Genomic DNA, 15,382 nt, shown 5'->3' with positions numbered 1-15,382 from the left:
GCAGGTCGAACCTCAGGTCCGTGCTCGCGGCGTGCAGTAGCTTGAAATTATAATCGAGGCGGGACGCACCGTGCTGACTGACGGGGCGGGGCGCCGCAAGTGCGCCGGCCAGGCGGCGCGCTTGCGGGCAGGGCGGAATCAGGCGGCGCGGCGCTTGGCCAGCCAGCCCAGCAGGCCAACACCGGCCAGCAGCATGGCCCAGGTGTCCGGTTCCGGTACTGGTGGCGGCACCGGCGGGGTTGGTGGCGTCGGCGGCAGGCCCACTTGCACTTCGAATGGTGGCGCCGAGTTGACGAACGACGGCGGCGTCACGATCGGCACGGGTGGCGTGAACTGCACTTCGCGCGGCGATTGCACCATGGGTGGTGCTTCGGCCGGCACCACCACCACCGGCGCGGCGGCCGCTACCAGGATGGGCGCGCGGCCACCGCCGCCTTCTTCAGTGTTGTGGGCCACGGGCGCAGCGGGACGCGTGATGCGGCTAATGTTGCCGCAGATCTTGGGCACCAGGATGCAATGGGTGTCCGCGCAGTAGACGGCCGCCGGTTCGACGCGCGACTTGGCCCACTTGTTGCGGGTCACGCTGTGGCACACGGAGGCGGCGCCAAAGTGCATGTCGCGGATGGCCGGATCGTAGGCGCCGTTGGTGTCGCTGGTGATGGCGTCGCGGGTGATGCTGACCATGTCGTCAGGCTGCTTGCTGGCGATGCGCTTTTTCAGTTCCGCCCGCACGGACGGTGGCAGATCGGTATAGCGGTCAATAGCGGCGTTCGCATTGCCCGTGTAGGGATTCACGCCGGGACGGTCCCAGGAGCAGCTGGGCTGCACGGTGGACAGGGCGGCTAGCGTTACAGCGAGAGCGATGGACATGATGTTGTTCTTCCCATTGTTATGCTGGTTTATAGTGTCCTGCAATTCGGTATTGCCGTTACAGAACTATAGTTTTCCTAATGATAATACGATTCGGCAATCAATTGCTGTAATTTAAGCCACAAACGCTACAAATATTTCATCAAAATGACATTGATTTTTCTTGACACGGGTAATGTTGTTGAAAATATATGCGGAGGAGTTGATGCGGGGCGGGGTGGTGACATGCCGGACTTGATCCGGCGACCCATGTTGCGGTAGAATCTCGGGTTGCTTGAATTCGGTTTTGAGCAATGTTGTAAAAATAGTTGTAAAACAGTTCGATTTTTTTTAATTACACAAGCGAATCCGGTCGACAAGGGTGCCGTCAAGGTGACTGATCGGATTCCAGACCCAACCCTGGAGTTTAATATGTCCGTAACTATGCGCGAAATGCTGGAAGCCGGTGTCCACTTCGGTCACCAAACCCGTTTCTGGAACCCAAAGATGGCACCGTTCATCTTCGGTCACCGCAACAAGATCCATATCATCAACTTGGAAAAGACGATGGGTATGTATCAGGAAGCGATGAAGCACGTGAAACAGGTCGCTTCGAACCGTGGCACCATCCTGATGGTCGGCACCAAGCGTCAAGCCCGCGACATCATCGCCGCTGAAGCTCAGCGCGCAGGCGTTCCTTATGTTGACCAGCGCTGGCTGGGCGGCATGCTGACCAACTTCAAGACCATCAAGACTTCGATCAAGCGCCTGAAAGACATGGAAGCGGCCATCGAAGACGGTTCCGTCGAGAAGCTGTCGAAAAAAGAAGCGCTGATGTTCCAACGCGAAATGGTCAAGCTGCAGAAGTCGATCGGCGGCATCAAAGAGATGGGTGGCGTTCCTGACGCGATCTTCGTCGTTGACGTCGGCTACCACAAAGGTGCGATCACCGAAGCGGCAAAACTGGGCATCCCTGTCATCGGCGTGGTCGATACCAACCACTCGCCAGAAGGCGTGAGCTATGTGATCCCAGGTAACGATGACTCCTCGAAAGCCATCATGCTGTACGCCCGCGGTGTGGCTGACGCCATCCTGGAAGGCCGTGCTGCCGCTGGTAACGAAGTCGTTGAAATGATCAAGGCTGCTGCTGGCGACGAGTTCGTCGAAGTGAACGAACAGGCTTAATTGCTGGTTCGTCAGTAGCTTGGAAAAAGGGGTGGCAGCAGCTCCCCCTTTTTTTTAATGTCGTGGACCGGGCGCTGTGCGCCGTACCGTGCGCCGCCCCACACCACACCCCCCACAGAATACAGGAGAAACACATGGCAGCGATTACTGCAGCGATGGTAGGCGAACTGCGCGCCAAGACCGACGCACCGATGATGGAATGCAAAAAGGCCCTGACGGAGGCCGATGGCGACATGGGCCGCGCGGAAGAGATCCTGCGCGTCAAACTGGGCGGCAAGGCCTCGAAAGCATCGGCCCGCATCACGGCTGAAGGCGTGGTGGCGACCTACATCGCCAACGGCGTGGGCGCCCTGGTGGAAGTGAACTCGGAAACGGACTTCGTGGCCAAGAACGACGACTTCCTGAACCTGGCCAACACCGCCGCCAAACTGGTGGCTGAAAAGAACCCGGCCGACGTGGCCGCCCTGCTGGCCCTGCCGGCAGCCGATGGCAAGACCCTGGACGAAGTGCGCTCGGCCCTGATCGGCAAGATCGGCGAGAACATGTCGATCCGCCGCTTCCAGCGTTTCGAAACCTCGGCCAAGCTGGCTTCCTACCTGCACGGTACCCGTATCGGCGTGATGGTGGAATTCGACGGCGCCGACGAGCAAGTGGGCAAGGACGTGGCCATGCACATCGCCGCCATGAAGCCGGTGTCGCTGTCGGCTGACCAGGTGCCTGCTGAACTGATCGAAAAAGAGCGTTCGGTGGCCCAGCTGAAAGCGGAAGAAGACGCCGCCAAGGCCGCCGCCGAAGGCAAGCCAGTGCAGTCGCCGGAAATCCTGGCCAAGCGCCTGGAAGGTTCCGTGCAAAAGTTCCTGAAGGAAGTGTCCCTGCTGAACCAGGCCTTCGTGAAGAACGACAAGCAGTCGATCGAGCAGATGCTGAAAGAGAAAGCGACCACCGTGAAAGCCTTCACCATGTACGTGGTGGGCGAGGGGATCGAGAAGAAACAAGACGACTTCGCTGCTGAAGTGGCCGCGCAAATGGCCGCTTCCAAAGGAGCGTAATGTGAAAACGGGCCGCGAGGCCCGTTTTTTTAACCCGCCGTCCCGGCCATCCCGGGCGGCCGGTTTTGCAACACCCGGCGCGCCCTGTCGCGGTATCATCGCGAGCGTGGTCCGTGCGCCGGCAGTCACACCCGAATAAACACTATTAAGGAGCCCCAGCTCATGTCAAAACCAGCCTACAAGCGCGTCCTCCTCAAATTGTCCGGCGAGGCCCTGATGGGTGATGACCCGTATGGCATCAACCGCGGCACGATCGAGCGGATGGTGGCCGATGTGGCCGAGGTGGCGAAGATGGGCGTGGAACTGGCGATCGTCATTGGCGGCGGCAACATCTTCCGCGGCGTCGCCCCCGGCGCCCAGGGCATGGACCGCGCCACGGCCGACTACATGGGCATGCTGGCCACCGTGATGAACGCGCTGGCCCTGGCCGACGCCATGCGCCACGTGGGCATCACGGCGCGCGTCATGTCGGCCATCGGCATCGAGCAGGTGGTGGAGCCGTATGTGCGCCCCAAGGCGCTGCAGTACCTGGAAGAGGGCAAGGTGGTCGTGTTCGCGGCCGGCACCGGCAACCCCTTCTTCACCACCGACACCGCGGCCGCCCTGCGCGGCTCGGAAGTGAGCGCCGAGATCGTGCTCAAGGCCACCAAGGTCGACGGCGTCTACACGGCCGATCCGAAGAAGGATCCGCACGCCACCCTGTTCCATTCGATCACCTTCGATGAAGCCATCGCCAAGCACCTGCAAGTGATGGACGCCACCGCCTTCGCGCTGTGCCGCGACCAGAAACTGCCGATCAAGGTGTTCTCCATCACCAAGCCCGGCGCGCTGATGCGCGTTGTGATGGGCGAGGATGAAGGTACACTGGTGCACGTATAAATTTTCATCTACAAAAATCGACGTATAGTCCCACCCAAGATACAGGAGAGCAGCAATGTCCTTAGCTGACGTAAAAAAGAACGCCCAGGAACGCATGGTCAAGTCCCTGGAAACCCTGCGCGCGGACCTGGCCAAGGTGCGCACGGGCCGCGCCCACACCGGCATCCTGGACCACGTGATGGTCGAGTACTACGGCAGCCCCACGGCCCTGGCCCAGGTGGCCAACGTCACCTTGCTGGACGCGCGCACCATCGGCGTGCAGCCGTACGAAAAGAAGATGGCTTCGACCATCGAGAAGGCCATCCGTGACGCCGACCTGGGTCTGAACCCGTCGGCCCAGGGCGATGTGATCCGCGTGCCGACCCCGCCGCTGACCGAAGAACGCCGCAAGGAAATGGTCAAGCTGTGCAAGGGCGAGGGCGAGGACGCCAAGATCGCCGTGCGCAACATCCGCCGCGACGCCAACGAATCGCTGAAAAAGCTGGTCAAGGACAAGGCTTGCTCGGAAGACGACGAGCGCCGCGCATCGGATGAAGTGCAGAAGCTGACCGACAAGTTCATCGCCGACATCGACAAGATGGTGGCCGAGAAGGAAAAGGAAGTGCTGACGGTGTAAGCGGCCGGACCTCCGTGCCGGGGTCAGACCCCGCCTGGCGCTGCCGGCCCGTCCGGCGCTGCCAGCGCGGGTCTGGCCCCTGTTGTGTTTTAGTGGTTCAGCTGTAATACTTTATACTTTGGCATTTGTGTTTTCATGAAATATACGAGCTCGACCACCGCTGTACCGGATGCGCCCGCCGTGCCGCGCCATGTCGCCATCATCATGGATGGCAATGGCCGCTGGGCCACCAAGCGCTTCCTGCCGCGCGTGGCCGGCCACGTCAAGGGCGTGGAGGCCGTGCGCAGCGCGGTGGAAGCCTGCGCCCGCCGCGGCGTGGAATACCTGACCCTGTTCGCCTTCAGCTCCGAGAACTGGCGCCGGCCCGAGGAGGAAGTGTCGCTGCTGATGCGCCTGTTCGTCACGGCCCTGGAGCGTGAAGTATCGAAGCTGCACGCCAATAACATCCGCCTCAAGGTGGTCGGTGACCTGAGCCGCTTCGACGCCAAGCTGCAGGGCATGATCGCCAGCGCCGAGCGCAAGACGGCCGCCAACACCCGCATGACGCTGACCGTGTGCGCCAACTATGGCGGCCGCTGGGACATCATGCAGGCCGTGGGCAAGATGGTGGCCACCCATCCCGGCGCTACCGATTTCACCGAGGAGCAGCTGGCGCCGCACCTGGCCATGGCCTACGCGCCCGAGCCGGACCTGTTCATCCGCACCGGCGGCGAGCAGCGCATCTCCAACTTCCTGCTGTGGCAACTGGCGTACACGGAACTGTTCTTCACGGACGCCTACTGGCCCGATTTTTCCAACGAACACCTGGACGCGGCCATCGCGTCCTACCAGCACCGGGAGCGCCGCTTCGGCCGCACCGGCGCGCAACTGGCAGAAAAGACAAGCTGATGCTCAAAACCCGGATCCTGACCGCTCTGGTCCTGCTGGCGGTACTGCTGCCGGTCCTGTTCTTCCAGTATTTCCCCGCCTTCGTGGTGGTGGCCACGCTGTTCTTCGGCGCCGCCATGTGGGAGGCCGCGCGCCTGTTCGGCCTCAAGCTGGCGCCGCTGTTCGCGGCCGTGTGCGCGGGCGCCTTCGTGTATGGCATGGACCACGCCAAGCCGGGCGCCTTCAGCTCGCTGTTCGCCGTGTGCACGCTGCTGTGGGCGATCCGCTTCGCGCCCTCGCTGGGCATGGGCCTGCCGCCGCTGAAGGGCACCGCCAACTGGACCCTCGGTGTGACGTTCGCGTTCGCCCTGTTCGGCTGCTTCTACGCCATCGTGGCGCTGTTCCAGCATTCGCCGGCCTTCCTGCTGTCGGCCATGGCGCTGGTGTGGGTGGCCGACATCGGCGCCTACTTCTGCGGCAAGGCCTTCGGCAAGCGCAAGCTGGCGCCCACCATTTCGCCCGGCAAGTCGTGGGAGGGCGCTATTGGTGGCGCCGCCATCGTGCTGCTGATCGCCAGCGTCACCATCGTGGCCGCGCCGGCGGCGCCCTGGCTGCAGGACACCTTCGCCGTGCGGCTGCACGCTACAATGGGCTGGCTGGCCACGCTGGCCATCCTGCTGCTGATGGTCGCGGCCAGCATCGCCGGCGACCTGTTCGAATCCCAGCTCAAGCGCCGCGCCGGCATGAAGGACAGCAGCAACCTGCTGCCCGGCCACGGCGGGGTGCTGGACCGTATTGACGCCCTGATCCCGGTGCTGCCGATGGCCGCGCTGATCGGGTCCTGGCTGTAAAGGAAGTAGCTATGCAACGCATTACCATCCTCGGCGCCACCGGCTCCATCGGCGTCTCCACCCTGGACGTGCTGGCGCGCCATCCCGAGCGCTACAGCGTGTACGCGCTGTCGGCCCATAGCCGGGTCGAGGAACTGGCGGCACAGTGCGAACGGTTCCGCCCCGCGCGCGCCGTGGTCGGCAGCGCCGCCGCCGCCGAACAACTGGGCGCGCTGCTGCGCGCCAAGGGCTTGCGCACGGAAGTCGAATATGGCGAGCAGGCGCTGTGCGCCATCGCCAGCGCGGCCGAAGTGGACGCCGTGATGGCTGCCATCGTCGGCGCGGCCGGCCTGGCGCCCACGCTGGCCGCCGCCCGCGCCGGCAAGAAGGTGCTGCTGGCGAACAAGGAAGCGCTGGTCATGTCCGGCCAGCTGTTCATGGACGCGGTGCAGGACAGTGGCGCCGTGCTGCTGCCGATCGACAGCGAACACAACGCCATCTTCCAGTGCCTGCCGCACGGTTACGGCCGCGCGCCCGAAGCGGCCGGCGTGGCCAAGGTGCTGCTGACCGCTTCGGGCGGCCCCTTCCTCACGCGCGCCGTGGAGACGCTGGATGCCGTCACCCCCGAGCAGGCCTGCAAGCATCCCAACTGGGTCATGGGGCGCAAGATCTCCGTCGACTCGGCCACCATGATGAACAAGGGCCTGGAAGTGATCGAGGCCCACTGGCTGTTCGGCGCGCCGGCCGACCAGATCGAAGTGGTGATCCACCCGCAAAGCGTGATCCACTCGATGGTGTCCTACGTGGACGGCTCCGTGCTGGCCCAGTTGGGCAACCCCGACATGCGCACCCCGATCGCGCACGCGCTGGCCTGGCCCGAGCGCATCGCCTCCGGCGTGGAGCAGCTGGACCTGACCCGCATGGGCGGGCTGCAATTCGAGCGTCCCGACTTCGAACGCTTCCCCTGCCTGGCGCTGGCCTTTGACGCGCTGCGCGCCGGCGGCACGGCGCCGGCCCTGCTGAACGCGGCCAACGAGGTGGCGGTGCAAGCCTTCCTCGACCAGCGCATCGGCTTCCGCCAGATCGACCGCGTGATCGCGCACGTGATGGACGCCGTGCCGCACGGTGCGGCCAGCAGCATCGCCGCCGTCATGGCACAGGACGCGGCGGCCCGCGTGGCGGCCCAGACCTACATCGCCGGCCACGCAAAATGAGCGCGCTCCAGACCCTGCTCGCATTCGTCGTCGCGCTGGGTTCGCTGATCCTGTTCCATGAGCTGGGCCATTACCTGGTGGCGCGCTGGTGCGGGGTCAAGGTGCTGCGCTTCTCCATCGGCATGGGCAAGGTGGTATGGTCGCGCCGCTTCGGCGCCGACCAGACCGAATGGGCCATCTCCGCGCTGCCGCTGGGCGGCTACGTCAAGATGCTCGACGCGCGCGAGCAGGACCTGGGCGCGCTGGCGCCGCAGGAGCTGCGCCGCGAATTCACGCACCAGAGCGTGTGGCGCCGCATCGCCATCGTGGCCGCCGGGCCGCTGGCCAACTTCCTGATCGCCATCGTGCTGTTCGCGGGCCTGTACATGGCCGGCGTGGCCGAGCCATCGAGCAAGGTGGGCGCGCCCGTGGCGGGCAGCGCGGCCGACACGGCCGGCCTGCGCCGCGGCGACCTGGTGGTGGCCATCAACGGCCATGCGGTGGCCGGCTGGTCCGAGCTGCGCTGGCAGGTGATCCAGAGCGCCATCGACAAGCAGGGCGCGCGGCTGGACGTGGAGCGTCCCGGCATGGGGCGCTATGCGCTGGAACTGCCCGCGTCGGCGCTGGCCACGCTGGACCTGGAAGGCGACGTGCTGGGCCACCTGGGCCTGACGTTGTCGCGACCCGCGCCCGTGATCGACGAGGTGCTCGCCGGTGGCGCGGCGGCGCGCGCCGGCATGCAGGCCGGTGACCTGATCGTGAGCGTGGACGGCGTGGCCGTGGCCGACGGTCCCGCCTTCATCGACCATATCCGTCCTGCCGCCGGCAAGACCGTGCGCATCGGCCTGCGCCGCGCCGGCCAGTTGCTGGAACTGGACGTCACGCCGGCCGCCGAGAAGGAAGGTAAAGGATCTGTAACAGTCGGTAAGATCGGCGCGATGGTGGCGCAGATGCCGGATATGATCGTCGTGCGGGCCGGGCCCGTGGCGGCGCTGGGCAAGGCGCTCGACAAGGTGTGGGACACCAGCACCATGACGCTCAAGATGATCGGCAAGATGATCGTCGGCGAGGTCTCGTGGAAGAACGTGACGGGCCCGATCACGATCGCCGATTACGCGGGCCAGACGGCGCGGATAGGCATGGCGAGCTACCTGAGCTTTGTCGCCTTCATCAGCATCAGTCTGGGCGTGATGAATTTGCTCCCCATACCCGTTTTAGATGGGGGGCTTTTGCTGTATTATTCGCTGGAAGTTTTGACCGGGCGCCCCGTGCCGGAGCGTTTTGGCGAGATTGCGCAACGCCTCGGCGTCGGCCTGCTGGTTGGCCTGATGATGCTCGCGGTGTTCAACGACGTGGCGCGCCTGCTGTAGAAGACAGCCCAATGAGTAGTTCTATGAATAGCCATCGATTTAGCCAATGAAATTACAAACTGACCGTATCGCCTCGTCTTCCTTTCGCCGCAGTCTGATCGGCGCCGCCGTCCTGGCCCTGTGTGCCGGCAGCGCGCTGGCCATCGAACCCTTCACCGTCAAGGATATCCGCGTCGAAGGCATTCAGCGTACGGAAGCCGGTACGGTGTTCAGCTACCTGCCGGTGCGTGTGGGCGAGACCTTCAACGACGAGAAGAGCGTGGCCGCCATCAAGGCGCTGTATGCGACGGGCTTCTTCAAGGACGTGCGGCTGGAAGCGGACGGCAATGTGCTGGTGGTGCTGGTCGAGGAACGTCCCGCCATCGCCAAGGTGGAATTCACCGGCACCAAGGAATTCGAGAAGGATACGCTGGTCAAGGCGCTGAAGGACATCGGCGTAGGCGAGGCGAAGATCTTCGACAAGGCCTCGGTCGACCGCGCAGAACAGGAGCTCAAGCGCCAGTACCTGTCGCACGGCATGTACGGCGTCAAGATCACCACCACCGTCACGCCGATCGAGCGTAACCGCGTCAACGTCACGTTCGCCGTCGATGAAGGCGAAGTGGCCAAGATCAAGCAGATCAACATCGTCGGCAACAAGGTGTTCTCCGACAGCGAGATCAAGGAAAACCTGGCCCTGAACACGGGCGGCTGGTTCAGCTGGTACACCAAGGCCAACCAGTACTCCAAGACCAAGCTGACGGGCGACATCGAATCGCTCAAGTCCTTCTACCTGAACCGCGGCTACATCGAGATGCAGGTCGAATCGACCCAGGTGTCGATCACGCCGGACAAGAAGGACATCTACATCACCATCAACATCACCGAGGGTGAAAAGTACACGGTGTCGGACATCAAGTTCGACGGCGAGACCTTCGGCCGCGAAGCCGAACTGCGCTCGCTGGTGCTGCTGAAGAAGGGCGAGACCTATTCCGGCGAGCGCCTGACGGCCACCAACAAGGCGATCTCGGACCGCCTGGGCACCTTCGGCTATGCCTTCGCCAACGTCAACGCCAACCCTGAGATCGACCGCGCCAAGCGCGAAGTGGCGTTCACCTTCTTCGTCGATCCGGGCAAGCGCGCCTACGTGCGCCACATGAACATCGCCGGCAACACCACCACCCGCGACGAAGTGATCCGCCGCGAATTCCGCCAGTTCGAATCGTCCTGGTACGACGCCAACAAGATCAAGCTGTCGCGCGACCGCGTGGACCGCCTCGGTTACTTCAAGGACGTCACCATCGACACGCCGGAAGCGCAGGGCACTTCCGACCAGGTGGACGTGAACCTGACGGTGACGGAGAAGCCGACCGGTAACTTCCAGATCGGTGGCGCGTTCTCGCAGGCCGAGAAGTTCACCTTCCAGGCCGCGATCCAGCAGGCCAACTTCGCCGGCAGCGGCACCACCGTGGGCCTGGAACTGAACACCAGCAAATACAGCCGCACCGTGTCGTTCTCGCAGACCGACCCGTACTACACGGACGATGGCGTGTCGCGCTCGTTCTCGGTTTACCTGCGCACGCAGCAGCCGCCGGCCCTGAACGTGGGTAGCTACACCATCCGCCAGCAGGGCGGCAGCATCAACTACGGTGTGCCGTTCTCGGAAACGGACACGGTGTTCTTCGGTATCGGCGCCGAGCGCTCGCGCATCGACACCGATTCCACCAGCCCGAAACGGTTCAAGGATTACGTGACCAGCCTGACCGGCGCGGCCGACGGCGTGGGCAGCGCCACCACCAACGCCTTGCCGTTGACGGCGGCCTGGGCGCGCGACAGCCGCGACAGCGCCATCACCCCGACCGTCGGCCGCTTCCAGCGCGCCAACCTGGAACTGGATATCGCCGGTCAGCAGAAATACTACCGCGCCGTGTACGAGCAGCAGTGGTACAAGCCGCTGCATCCGAAGGTCACGCTGGCGCTCAAGGGTGAGATCGACTTCGGCCACGGCATCGGCCACAATCCCTACCCGGTGTTCAAGACCTTCTACGCGGGCGGCATCGGCTCCGTGCGCGGCTACCTGAGCTCCTCGCTGGGCGCGGTCGATCCCGTCAACTTCGACGCGCTCGGTGGCGCCGAGCGCCTGATCGGCAATGCGGAATTGCAGATGCCGTTCCCCGGCTCGGGCACGGACCGCAGCCTGCGCTGGTTCGGCTTCCTCGACACGGGCCAGGTCTACCAGGAAGGCCAGAAGATGCGCGCTTCGGAACTGCGCTATTCTACCGGTCTGGGGATCAGCTGGATTTCGCCGGTCGGTCCGCTCAAGTTGAGTTATGCTAAGCCCCTGAACGCCAAGCCGGGCGACCGCCTGGAACGGTTCCAGTTCCAGATGGGTACCGGCTTCTGACGCCGTACCGGAATTATTATTGCTACGGAGAATTAAGTTGAAGACTGCATCCGCTACCTTGACCAAGTATTGCGCCGCGCTGGCGCTGGGCTGGTGCGCCGTCGCCGGGGCCCAGGCCCAGGGGCAGGCGCAGGCGCCGTCGGCGATCCAGATGTCGCGCATCGCCTGGCTCAGCCCGGAACGCATCTATAACGAGTCCAAGCTGGCCAAGCTGGCCGGCGAGAAGCTGGCCGAGGAATTCAAGACCCGCGACAAGGCCGTGCAGGACATGGCCACGCGCCTCAAGGCGGCGTCGGAGAAGCTGGACAAGGATCTGCCCACGCTGGCCGAACCGGAGCGCTCCAAGCGCCAGCGCGAAGTGTTCGAGCTCGATAAGGAATACCAGCGCCGCAACCGCGAATTCCGCGAAGACCTGAACCAGCGCACCAACGAGGAGCGGGCCGCCATCTCGGAGAAGGCGACCAGGATCATCAAGCAGCTGGCGCAGGTGGAAGGCTTCGACATCGTGCTGCAGGACGCCGTGTGGGCCAGCCCGCGCATCGACATCACCGACAAGGTGCTGGCCGCGCTGGATAAGGACAAATAAGACAAATAAGGGACGGGCAGGCAGCCGCTCCCCGCATTCATCAGCACCATAACCAGGATAGGAATCCCCCCGATGGGCACTCGACTAGGAACATTGGTCGAACGCCTGGGCGGCCAGCTGGTGGGCGATCCCAACCTGGAAGTGTCCGGGATCGCGCCACTGACGGACGCCGGCGTTTCGCACATCAGCTTTCTGAGCAATAGCAAGCTGCGCGCCCAGGCCGCGCAAAGCCAGGCGGCGGCCCTGATCGTCTCGGCCGCCGACGACGCCTTCATCGCCGCCAGCTACACGGGCGCGCGCATCGTCACCAGCAACCCCTATGTGTACTTCGCCCGCGCCGCCCAGTATTTCGCGTCGCTGACCGAGATCGTGCCGGCCGCCGGCATCCACCCGTCGGCCAGCGTGGACGCCACCGCGCAGGTGGCCGCCAGCGCCCACATCGGCGCCCACGTGACGGTGGAGCCGGGCGCCGTGATTGGCGAGGGCGCCGTGATCGACGCCGGCTGCTACATCGGCCGCGAGGCGGTGATCGGCGACGGCACCCACTTCTTCGCCAACGTGACCTTCCACGCCTATTGCCAGATCGGCGCGCGCGGCATCATCCACTCGGGCGCCGTGATCGGCACCGACGGTTTCGGCTTCGCCAACGAGGGCGGGGTCTACATCAAGATCCCGCAGACGGGCAGGGTGATGATAGGCGACGACGTCGACATCGGCGCCAACACCACCATCGACCGCGGCGCGCTGGCCGACACCGTGATCGAGGACGGCGTGAAGCTCGATAACCAGATCCAGATCGGCCACAACTGCCGCATCGGCGCCCACACGGCCATGGCCGGCTGCGTCGGCGTGGCCGGCAGCGCCATCATCGGCAAGTACTGCACCTTCGGCGGCGCGGCCATGGTGCTGGGGCACCTGACCATCACTGACCGGGTCCACATTTCCTCGGGCAGCATGGTCTCTCGCTCCATCCTCGAACCGGGCCAGTACACGGGCTTCTACCCGCTGGCCAAGAACGCCGAATGGGAAAAATCGGCCGCCATCGTGCGCAACCTGGCGACCATGCGCGACAAGATCCGCGCGCTGGAAAAAACAATTAAAACACTGACGAACCACCAAGACGAATCATGACCACTACCAACACCGTAACTTCCGAATCCACCTGCACCAAGAAGTGCCTGGACATCCACACCATCAAGCAATACCTGCCGCACCGCTATCCGATGCTGCTGGTGGACCGCGTGCTGGACTGGGAAGCTGGCAAGACCATCACCGCCATCAAGAACGTGACGGCCAACGAGGAATTCTTCAACGGCCACTTCCCGCACAAGCCGGTCATGCCCGGCGTGCTGATGATCGAAGCGATGGCGCAGACGGCCGCCATCCTGTCGTTCCTGACCATGGACGTGAAGCCGGACGAGAGCTCGGTGGTGTACTTCGTGGGCATCGACAACGCGCGCTTCAAGCGTCCCGTGGAACCGGGCGACCAGCTGGTGATGAACGTGGAAATCCTGCGCGTGGCGCGCGGCATCTGGAAGTACAAGGCCGTCGCCAGCGTGGACGGCCAGACCGCCGTGGAAGCTGAACTGATGTGCACCATCCGCAGCGCGGCCGACGCCAGCCAGCCGGCAGGGAAGTAACCATGTCGAAGATACACGCGACGGCCATCGTCGATCCGCGCGCGCAGCTCGACAGCTCGGTGGAGGTGGGGCCGTATTCCATCATCGGTCCCAACGTTTCCATTGGCGCCGGCACCGTGGTCGGCCCGCACGTGGTGATCGAAGGCCACACCACCATCGGCAGCGACAACAAGTTCTTCCAGTTCTCGTCGATCGGCGCCGCGCCGCAGGACAAGAAGTGGAACGGCGAACCGACCCGCTTGACCATCGGTGACCGCAACACGATCCGCGAATTCTGCACCTTCAACACGGGCACCGTGCAGGATAAGGGCGTGACCAGCCTCGGCAACGACAACTGGATCTCGGCCTATGTGCACCTGGCGCACGACTGCCAGGTGGGCAGCAATACCATCTTCTCCAACAACGCCCAGATCGCGGGCCACGTGGAGATCGGCGACTGGGTGATCATGAGCGGCTTCGCCAACGTGCACCAGTTCTGCAAGATCGGCGCCCACGCCTTCGTCGGCATGAGCACCAGCCTGACCCAGGACGTGCCGCCGTTCGTGCTGTTGAACGGTAACCCGGCCCAGGCCCACGGCGTCAACATCGAGGGGCTGAAACGGCGCGGTTTCACGCGCGAGCAGATCAACGGCATCCGCACGGCCTACAAGCTGATCTACCGCTCCGGCCTCACGCTGGAGGAAGCCAAGGCGGCGCTGGCGGCCGAAGAGCAGGCCACTCCGGCGGCGGCGGACCAGATCCGCGCCATGCGTGAATTCCTCGGCACTGCGACCCGTGGCATCGTCCGCTGAGCTGAACATCGCCATGGTCGCCGGCGAGCCGTCCGGCGACGTGCTGGCCGCGCGCCTGCTGTCCGGGCTGCGCCCGCAGCTGCCGCACGCCCGTTTCCACGGCATCGGCGGCGAGGCGATGATGGCGCAGGGCTTCGAGTCGCACTGGCCGATGGACAAGCTCACCGTGCGCGGCCTGCTGGCCGTGATCCCGCGCTACCGCGAGATCAAGGGCATCCAGAACGCGCTGCGCGACCAGCTGCTGGCCGAGCGGCCGGCCGCCTTCATCGGCGCCGATTATCCGGGCTTCAACCTGGGGCTGGAAATGCAGCTCAAGGCGGCCGGCATCCCCACCGTGCACTACATCGGGCCGCAGATCTGGGCCTGGCGCGGCGGGCGGATCAAGAAGATCATCAAGGCGGTCTCGCACATGCTGGTGATCTTCCCGTTCGAAGAACAGATTTACCGCGACGCCGGCGTGCCGGTGACCTACGTGGGCCACCCGCTGGCCGAGCTGATTCCCGTGCAACCGGACGAAGCGGCTGCGCGCCGCGCGCTGGGCCTGCCGGAAGACGCCAACGTGGTCACCATCATGCCGGGCAGCCGCATGTCCGAGATCAAGTACAACACGGCCGCCTTCGTGGGCGCGGCGCGCCTGTTGCGCCAGCGCGACCGCTCGCTGCGCTTCGTGGCGCCGATGGCCGGCGAACGCCAGCGCCAGTATTTCCTGGAACTGGTGGCGCAGGCCGGCCTGCAGGACGTGGAGATCCAGCTGCTCGACGGCCAGTCGCACACCGCCATCTGCGCCGCCGACGCGGTGCTGGTGGCCTCCGGCACGGCCTCGCTGGAAGTGGCGCTGTTCAAGAAGCCGATGGTGATCGCCTACAAGATGATGGCGGCCGAATGGCACATCCTGCGCCACTTCGGCTACCAGCCGTGGATCGGCCTGCCCAATATCCTGGCGCGCGAGTTCGTGGTGCCCGAGCTGCTGCAGAACGCGGCCAGCCCCGAAGCGCTGGCCGACGCCATGTGGCAGCAACTGAGCGACGCGCCGCACCGGCTGCGCCTGGCCCAGCGTTTCACCGACATGCACCACAGCCTGCTGCGCAACAGCGCGCAGGAGAGCGCGGCCGCCGTGCTCAAAGTCATCAACGCCCAGTAAAGC

General features: G+C 64.5%; 15 protein-coding genes. 14 read left to right on the top strand and 1 reads right to left on the bottom strand.

From position 1 onward, the window contains the following. Positions 1-138 precede the first annotated feature (138 nt). Positions 139-870 (bottom strand): MHFG family PEP-CTERM protein, encoded by a 732-nt coding sequence (locus tag H3H37_RS16480; protein ID WP_182164419.1) that lies wholly within the window; start codon positions 868-870, stop codon positions 139-141. 411 nt (positions 871-1,281) lie between these two features. Here H3H37_RS16480 and rpsB point away from each other — a divergent pair, with 411 nt between their 5' ends. From rpsB to lpxB, 14 genes are all read left to right on the top strand, one after another. Continuing rightward, entirely contained in the window at positions 1,282-2,034 is a 753-nt protein-coding gene (rpsB, locus tag H3H37_RS16475; protein ID WP_182164417.1) for a 30S ribosomal protein S2, read from the top strand. Positions 2,035-2,168: 134 nt separating this feature from the next. Beyond that, entirely contained in the window at positions 2,169-3,083 is a 915-nt protein-coding gene (gene tsf, locus H3H37_RS16470; protein WP_182164415.1) for a translation elongation factor Ts, read from the top strand. Between the two features lie 162 nt (positions 3,084-3,245). Continuing rightward, complete coding sequence (pyrH, locus tag H3H37_RS16465; RefSeq protein ID WP_182164413.1) at positions 3,246-3,962, top strand: UMP kinase; 717 nt, start codon at positions 3,246-3,248, stop codon at positions 3,960-3,962. Between the two features lie 55 nt (positions 3,963-4,017). Further along, complete coding sequence (gene frr, locus H3H37_RS16460; RefSeq protein WP_182164411.1) at positions 4,018-4,578, top strand: ribosome recycling factor; 561 nt, start codon at positions 4,018-4,020, stop codon at positions 4,576-4,578. Between the two features lie 135 nt (positions 4,579-4,713). After that, entirely contained in the window at positions 4,714-5,466 is a 753-nt protein-coding gene (uppS, locus tag H3H37_RS16455; protein WP_182164409.1) for a polyprenyl diphosphate synthase, read from the top strand. Further along, complete coding sequence (locus H3H37_RS16450) at positions 5,466-6,296, top strand: phosphatidate cytidylyltransferase (protein WP_182164407.1); 831 nt, start codon at positions 5,466-5,468, stop codon at positions 6,294-6,296. Before uppS ends, H3H37_RS16450 begins: the two co-directional genes overlap by 1 nt. 11 nt (positions 6,297-6,307) lie before the next feature. Then, a complete protein-coding gene (gene ispC / locus H3H37_RS16445) occupies positions 6,308-7,489 on the top strand; it encodes a 1-deoxy-D-xylulose-5-phosphate reductoisomerase (RefSeq protein WP_182164405.1) in 1,182 nt (393 codons plus the stop codon). Beyond that, positions 7,486-8,838 carry an RIP metalloprotease RseP gene (gene rseP / locus H3H37_RS16440; protein WP_182164403.1) on the top strand — a complete coding sequence of 451 codons (1,353 nt, stop codon included), beginning with the start codon at positions 7,486-7,488 and terminating at the stop codon, positions 8,836-8,838. Before ispC ends, rseP begins: the two co-directional genes overlap by 4 nt. Positions 8,839-8,884: 46 nt before the next feature. Continuing rightward, positions 8,885-11,221, top strand: a complete 2,337-nt coding sequence (gene bamA / locus H3H37_RS16435) for an outer membrane protein assembly factor BamA (RefSeq protein ID WP_182164401.1) — start codon at positions 8,885-8,887, stop codon at positions 11,219-11,221. Positions 11,222-11,258: 37 nt separating this feature from the next. Continuing rightward, complete coding sequence (locus H3H37_RS16430) at positions 11,259-11,807, top strand: OmpH/Skp family outer membrane protein (protein ID WP_182164399.1); 549 nt, start codon at positions 11,259-11,261, stop codon at positions 11,805-11,807. Positions 11,808-11,879: 72 nt separating this feature from the next. Further along, entirely contained in the window at positions 11,880-12,938 is a 1,059-nt protein-coding gene (gene lpxD / locus H3H37_RS16425) for a UDP-3-O-(3-hydroxymyristoyl)glucosamine N-acyltransferase (RefSeq protein WP_182164397.1), read from the top strand. Beyond that, positions 12,935-13,447: a 3-hydroxyacyl-ACP dehydratase FabZ gene (gene fabZ / locus H3H37_RS16420; RefSeq protein ID WP_182164395.1), complete on the top strand. Its 513-nt coding sequence runs from the start codon at positions 12,935-12,937 to the stop codon at positions 13,445-13,447. Before lpxD ends, fabZ begins: the two co-directional genes overlap by 4 nt. Before the next feature lie 2 nt (positions 13,448-13,449). After that, positions 13,450-14,238 (top strand): acyl-ACP--UDP-N-acetylglucosamine O-acyltransferase, encoded by a 789-nt coding sequence (gene lpxA, locus H3H37_RS16415; protein WP_182164393.1) that lies wholly within the window; start codon positions 13,450-13,452, stop codon positions 14,236-14,238. Between the two features lie 13 nt (positions 14,239-14,251). Next, positions 14,252-15,379, top strand: a complete 1,128-nt coding sequence (lpxB, locus tag H3H37_RS16410) for a lipid-A-disaccharide synthase (RefSeq protein WP_182164473.1) — start codon at positions 14,252-14,254, stop codon at positions 15,377-15,379. The last annotated feature ends 3 nt before the right edge of the window (positions 15,380-15,382 follow it).

This window comes from Rugamonas brunnea (assembly GCF_014042345.1).
Lineage (GTDB): Bacteria > Pseudomonadota > Gammaproteobacteria > Burkholderiales > Burkholderiaceae_D > Rugamonas > Rugamonas brunnea.
The sequence above is the reverse complement of the archived record's forward strand: the minus strand, read 5'-3'. Positions and strand labels throughout refer to the sequence as shown.

What these genes read in the sequence shown, in the direction of transcription:
- ispC (WP_182164405.1), top strand. Translation starts at nt 6,308, where the DNA reads ATGCAACGCATTACCATCCTCGGCGCCACCGGCTCCATCGGCGTCTCC.
- frr (WP_182164411.1), top strand. Translation starts at nt 4,018, where the DNA reads ATGTCCTTAGCTGACGTAAAAAAGAACGCCCAGGAACGCATGGTCAAG.
- rseP (WP_182164403.1), top strand. Translation starts at nt 7,486, where the DNA reads ATGAGCGCGCTCCAGACCCTGCTCGCATTCGTCGTCGCGCTGGGTTCG.
- lpxB (WP_182164473.1), top strand. Translation starts at nt 14,252, where the DNA reads ATGGTCGCCGGCGAGCCGTCCGGCGACGTGCTGGCCGCGCGCCTGCTG.
- lpxD (WP_182164397.1), top strand. Translation starts at nt 11,880, where the DNA reads ATGGGCACTCGACTAGGAACATTGGTCGAACGCCTGGGCGGCCAGCTG.
- pyrH (WP_182164413.1), top strand. Translation starts at nt 3,246, where the DNA reads ATGTCAAAACCAGCCTACAAGCGCGTCCTCCTCAAATTGTCCGGCGAG.
- bamA (WP_182164401.1), top strand. Translation starts at nt 8,885, where the DNA reads ATGAAATTACAAACTGACCGTATCGCCTCGTCTTCCTTTCGCCGCAGT.
- lpxA (WP_182164393.1), top strand. Translation starts at nt 13,450, where the DNA reads ATGTCGAAGATACACGCGACGGCCATCGTCGATCCGCGCGCGCAGCTC.
- tsf (WP_182164415.1), top strand. Translation starts at nt 2,169, where the DNA reads ATGGCAGCGATTACTGCAGCGATGGTAGGCGAACTGCGCGCCAAGACC.
- H3H37_RS16450 (WP_182164407.1), top strand. Translation starts at nt 5,466, where the DNA reads ATGCTCAAAACCCGGATCCTGACCGCTCTGGTCCTGCTGGCGGTACTG.
- uppS (WP_182164409.1), top strand. Translation starts at nt 4,714, where the DNA reads ATGAAATATACGAGCTCGACCACCGCTGTACCGGATGCGCCCGCCGTG.
- fabZ (WP_182164395.1), top strand. Translation starts at nt 12,935, where the DNA reads ATGACCACTACCAACACCGTAACTTCCGAATCCACCTGCACCAAGAAG.
- rpsB (WP_182164417.1), top strand. Translation starts at nt 1,282, where the DNA reads ATGTCCGTAACTATGCGCGAAATGCTGGAAGCCGGTGTCCACTTCGGT.
- H3H37_RS16480 (WP_182164419.1), bottom strand. Translation starts at nt 870, where the DNA reads ATGTCCATCGCTCTCGCTGTAACGCTAGCCGCCCTGTCCACCGTGCAG.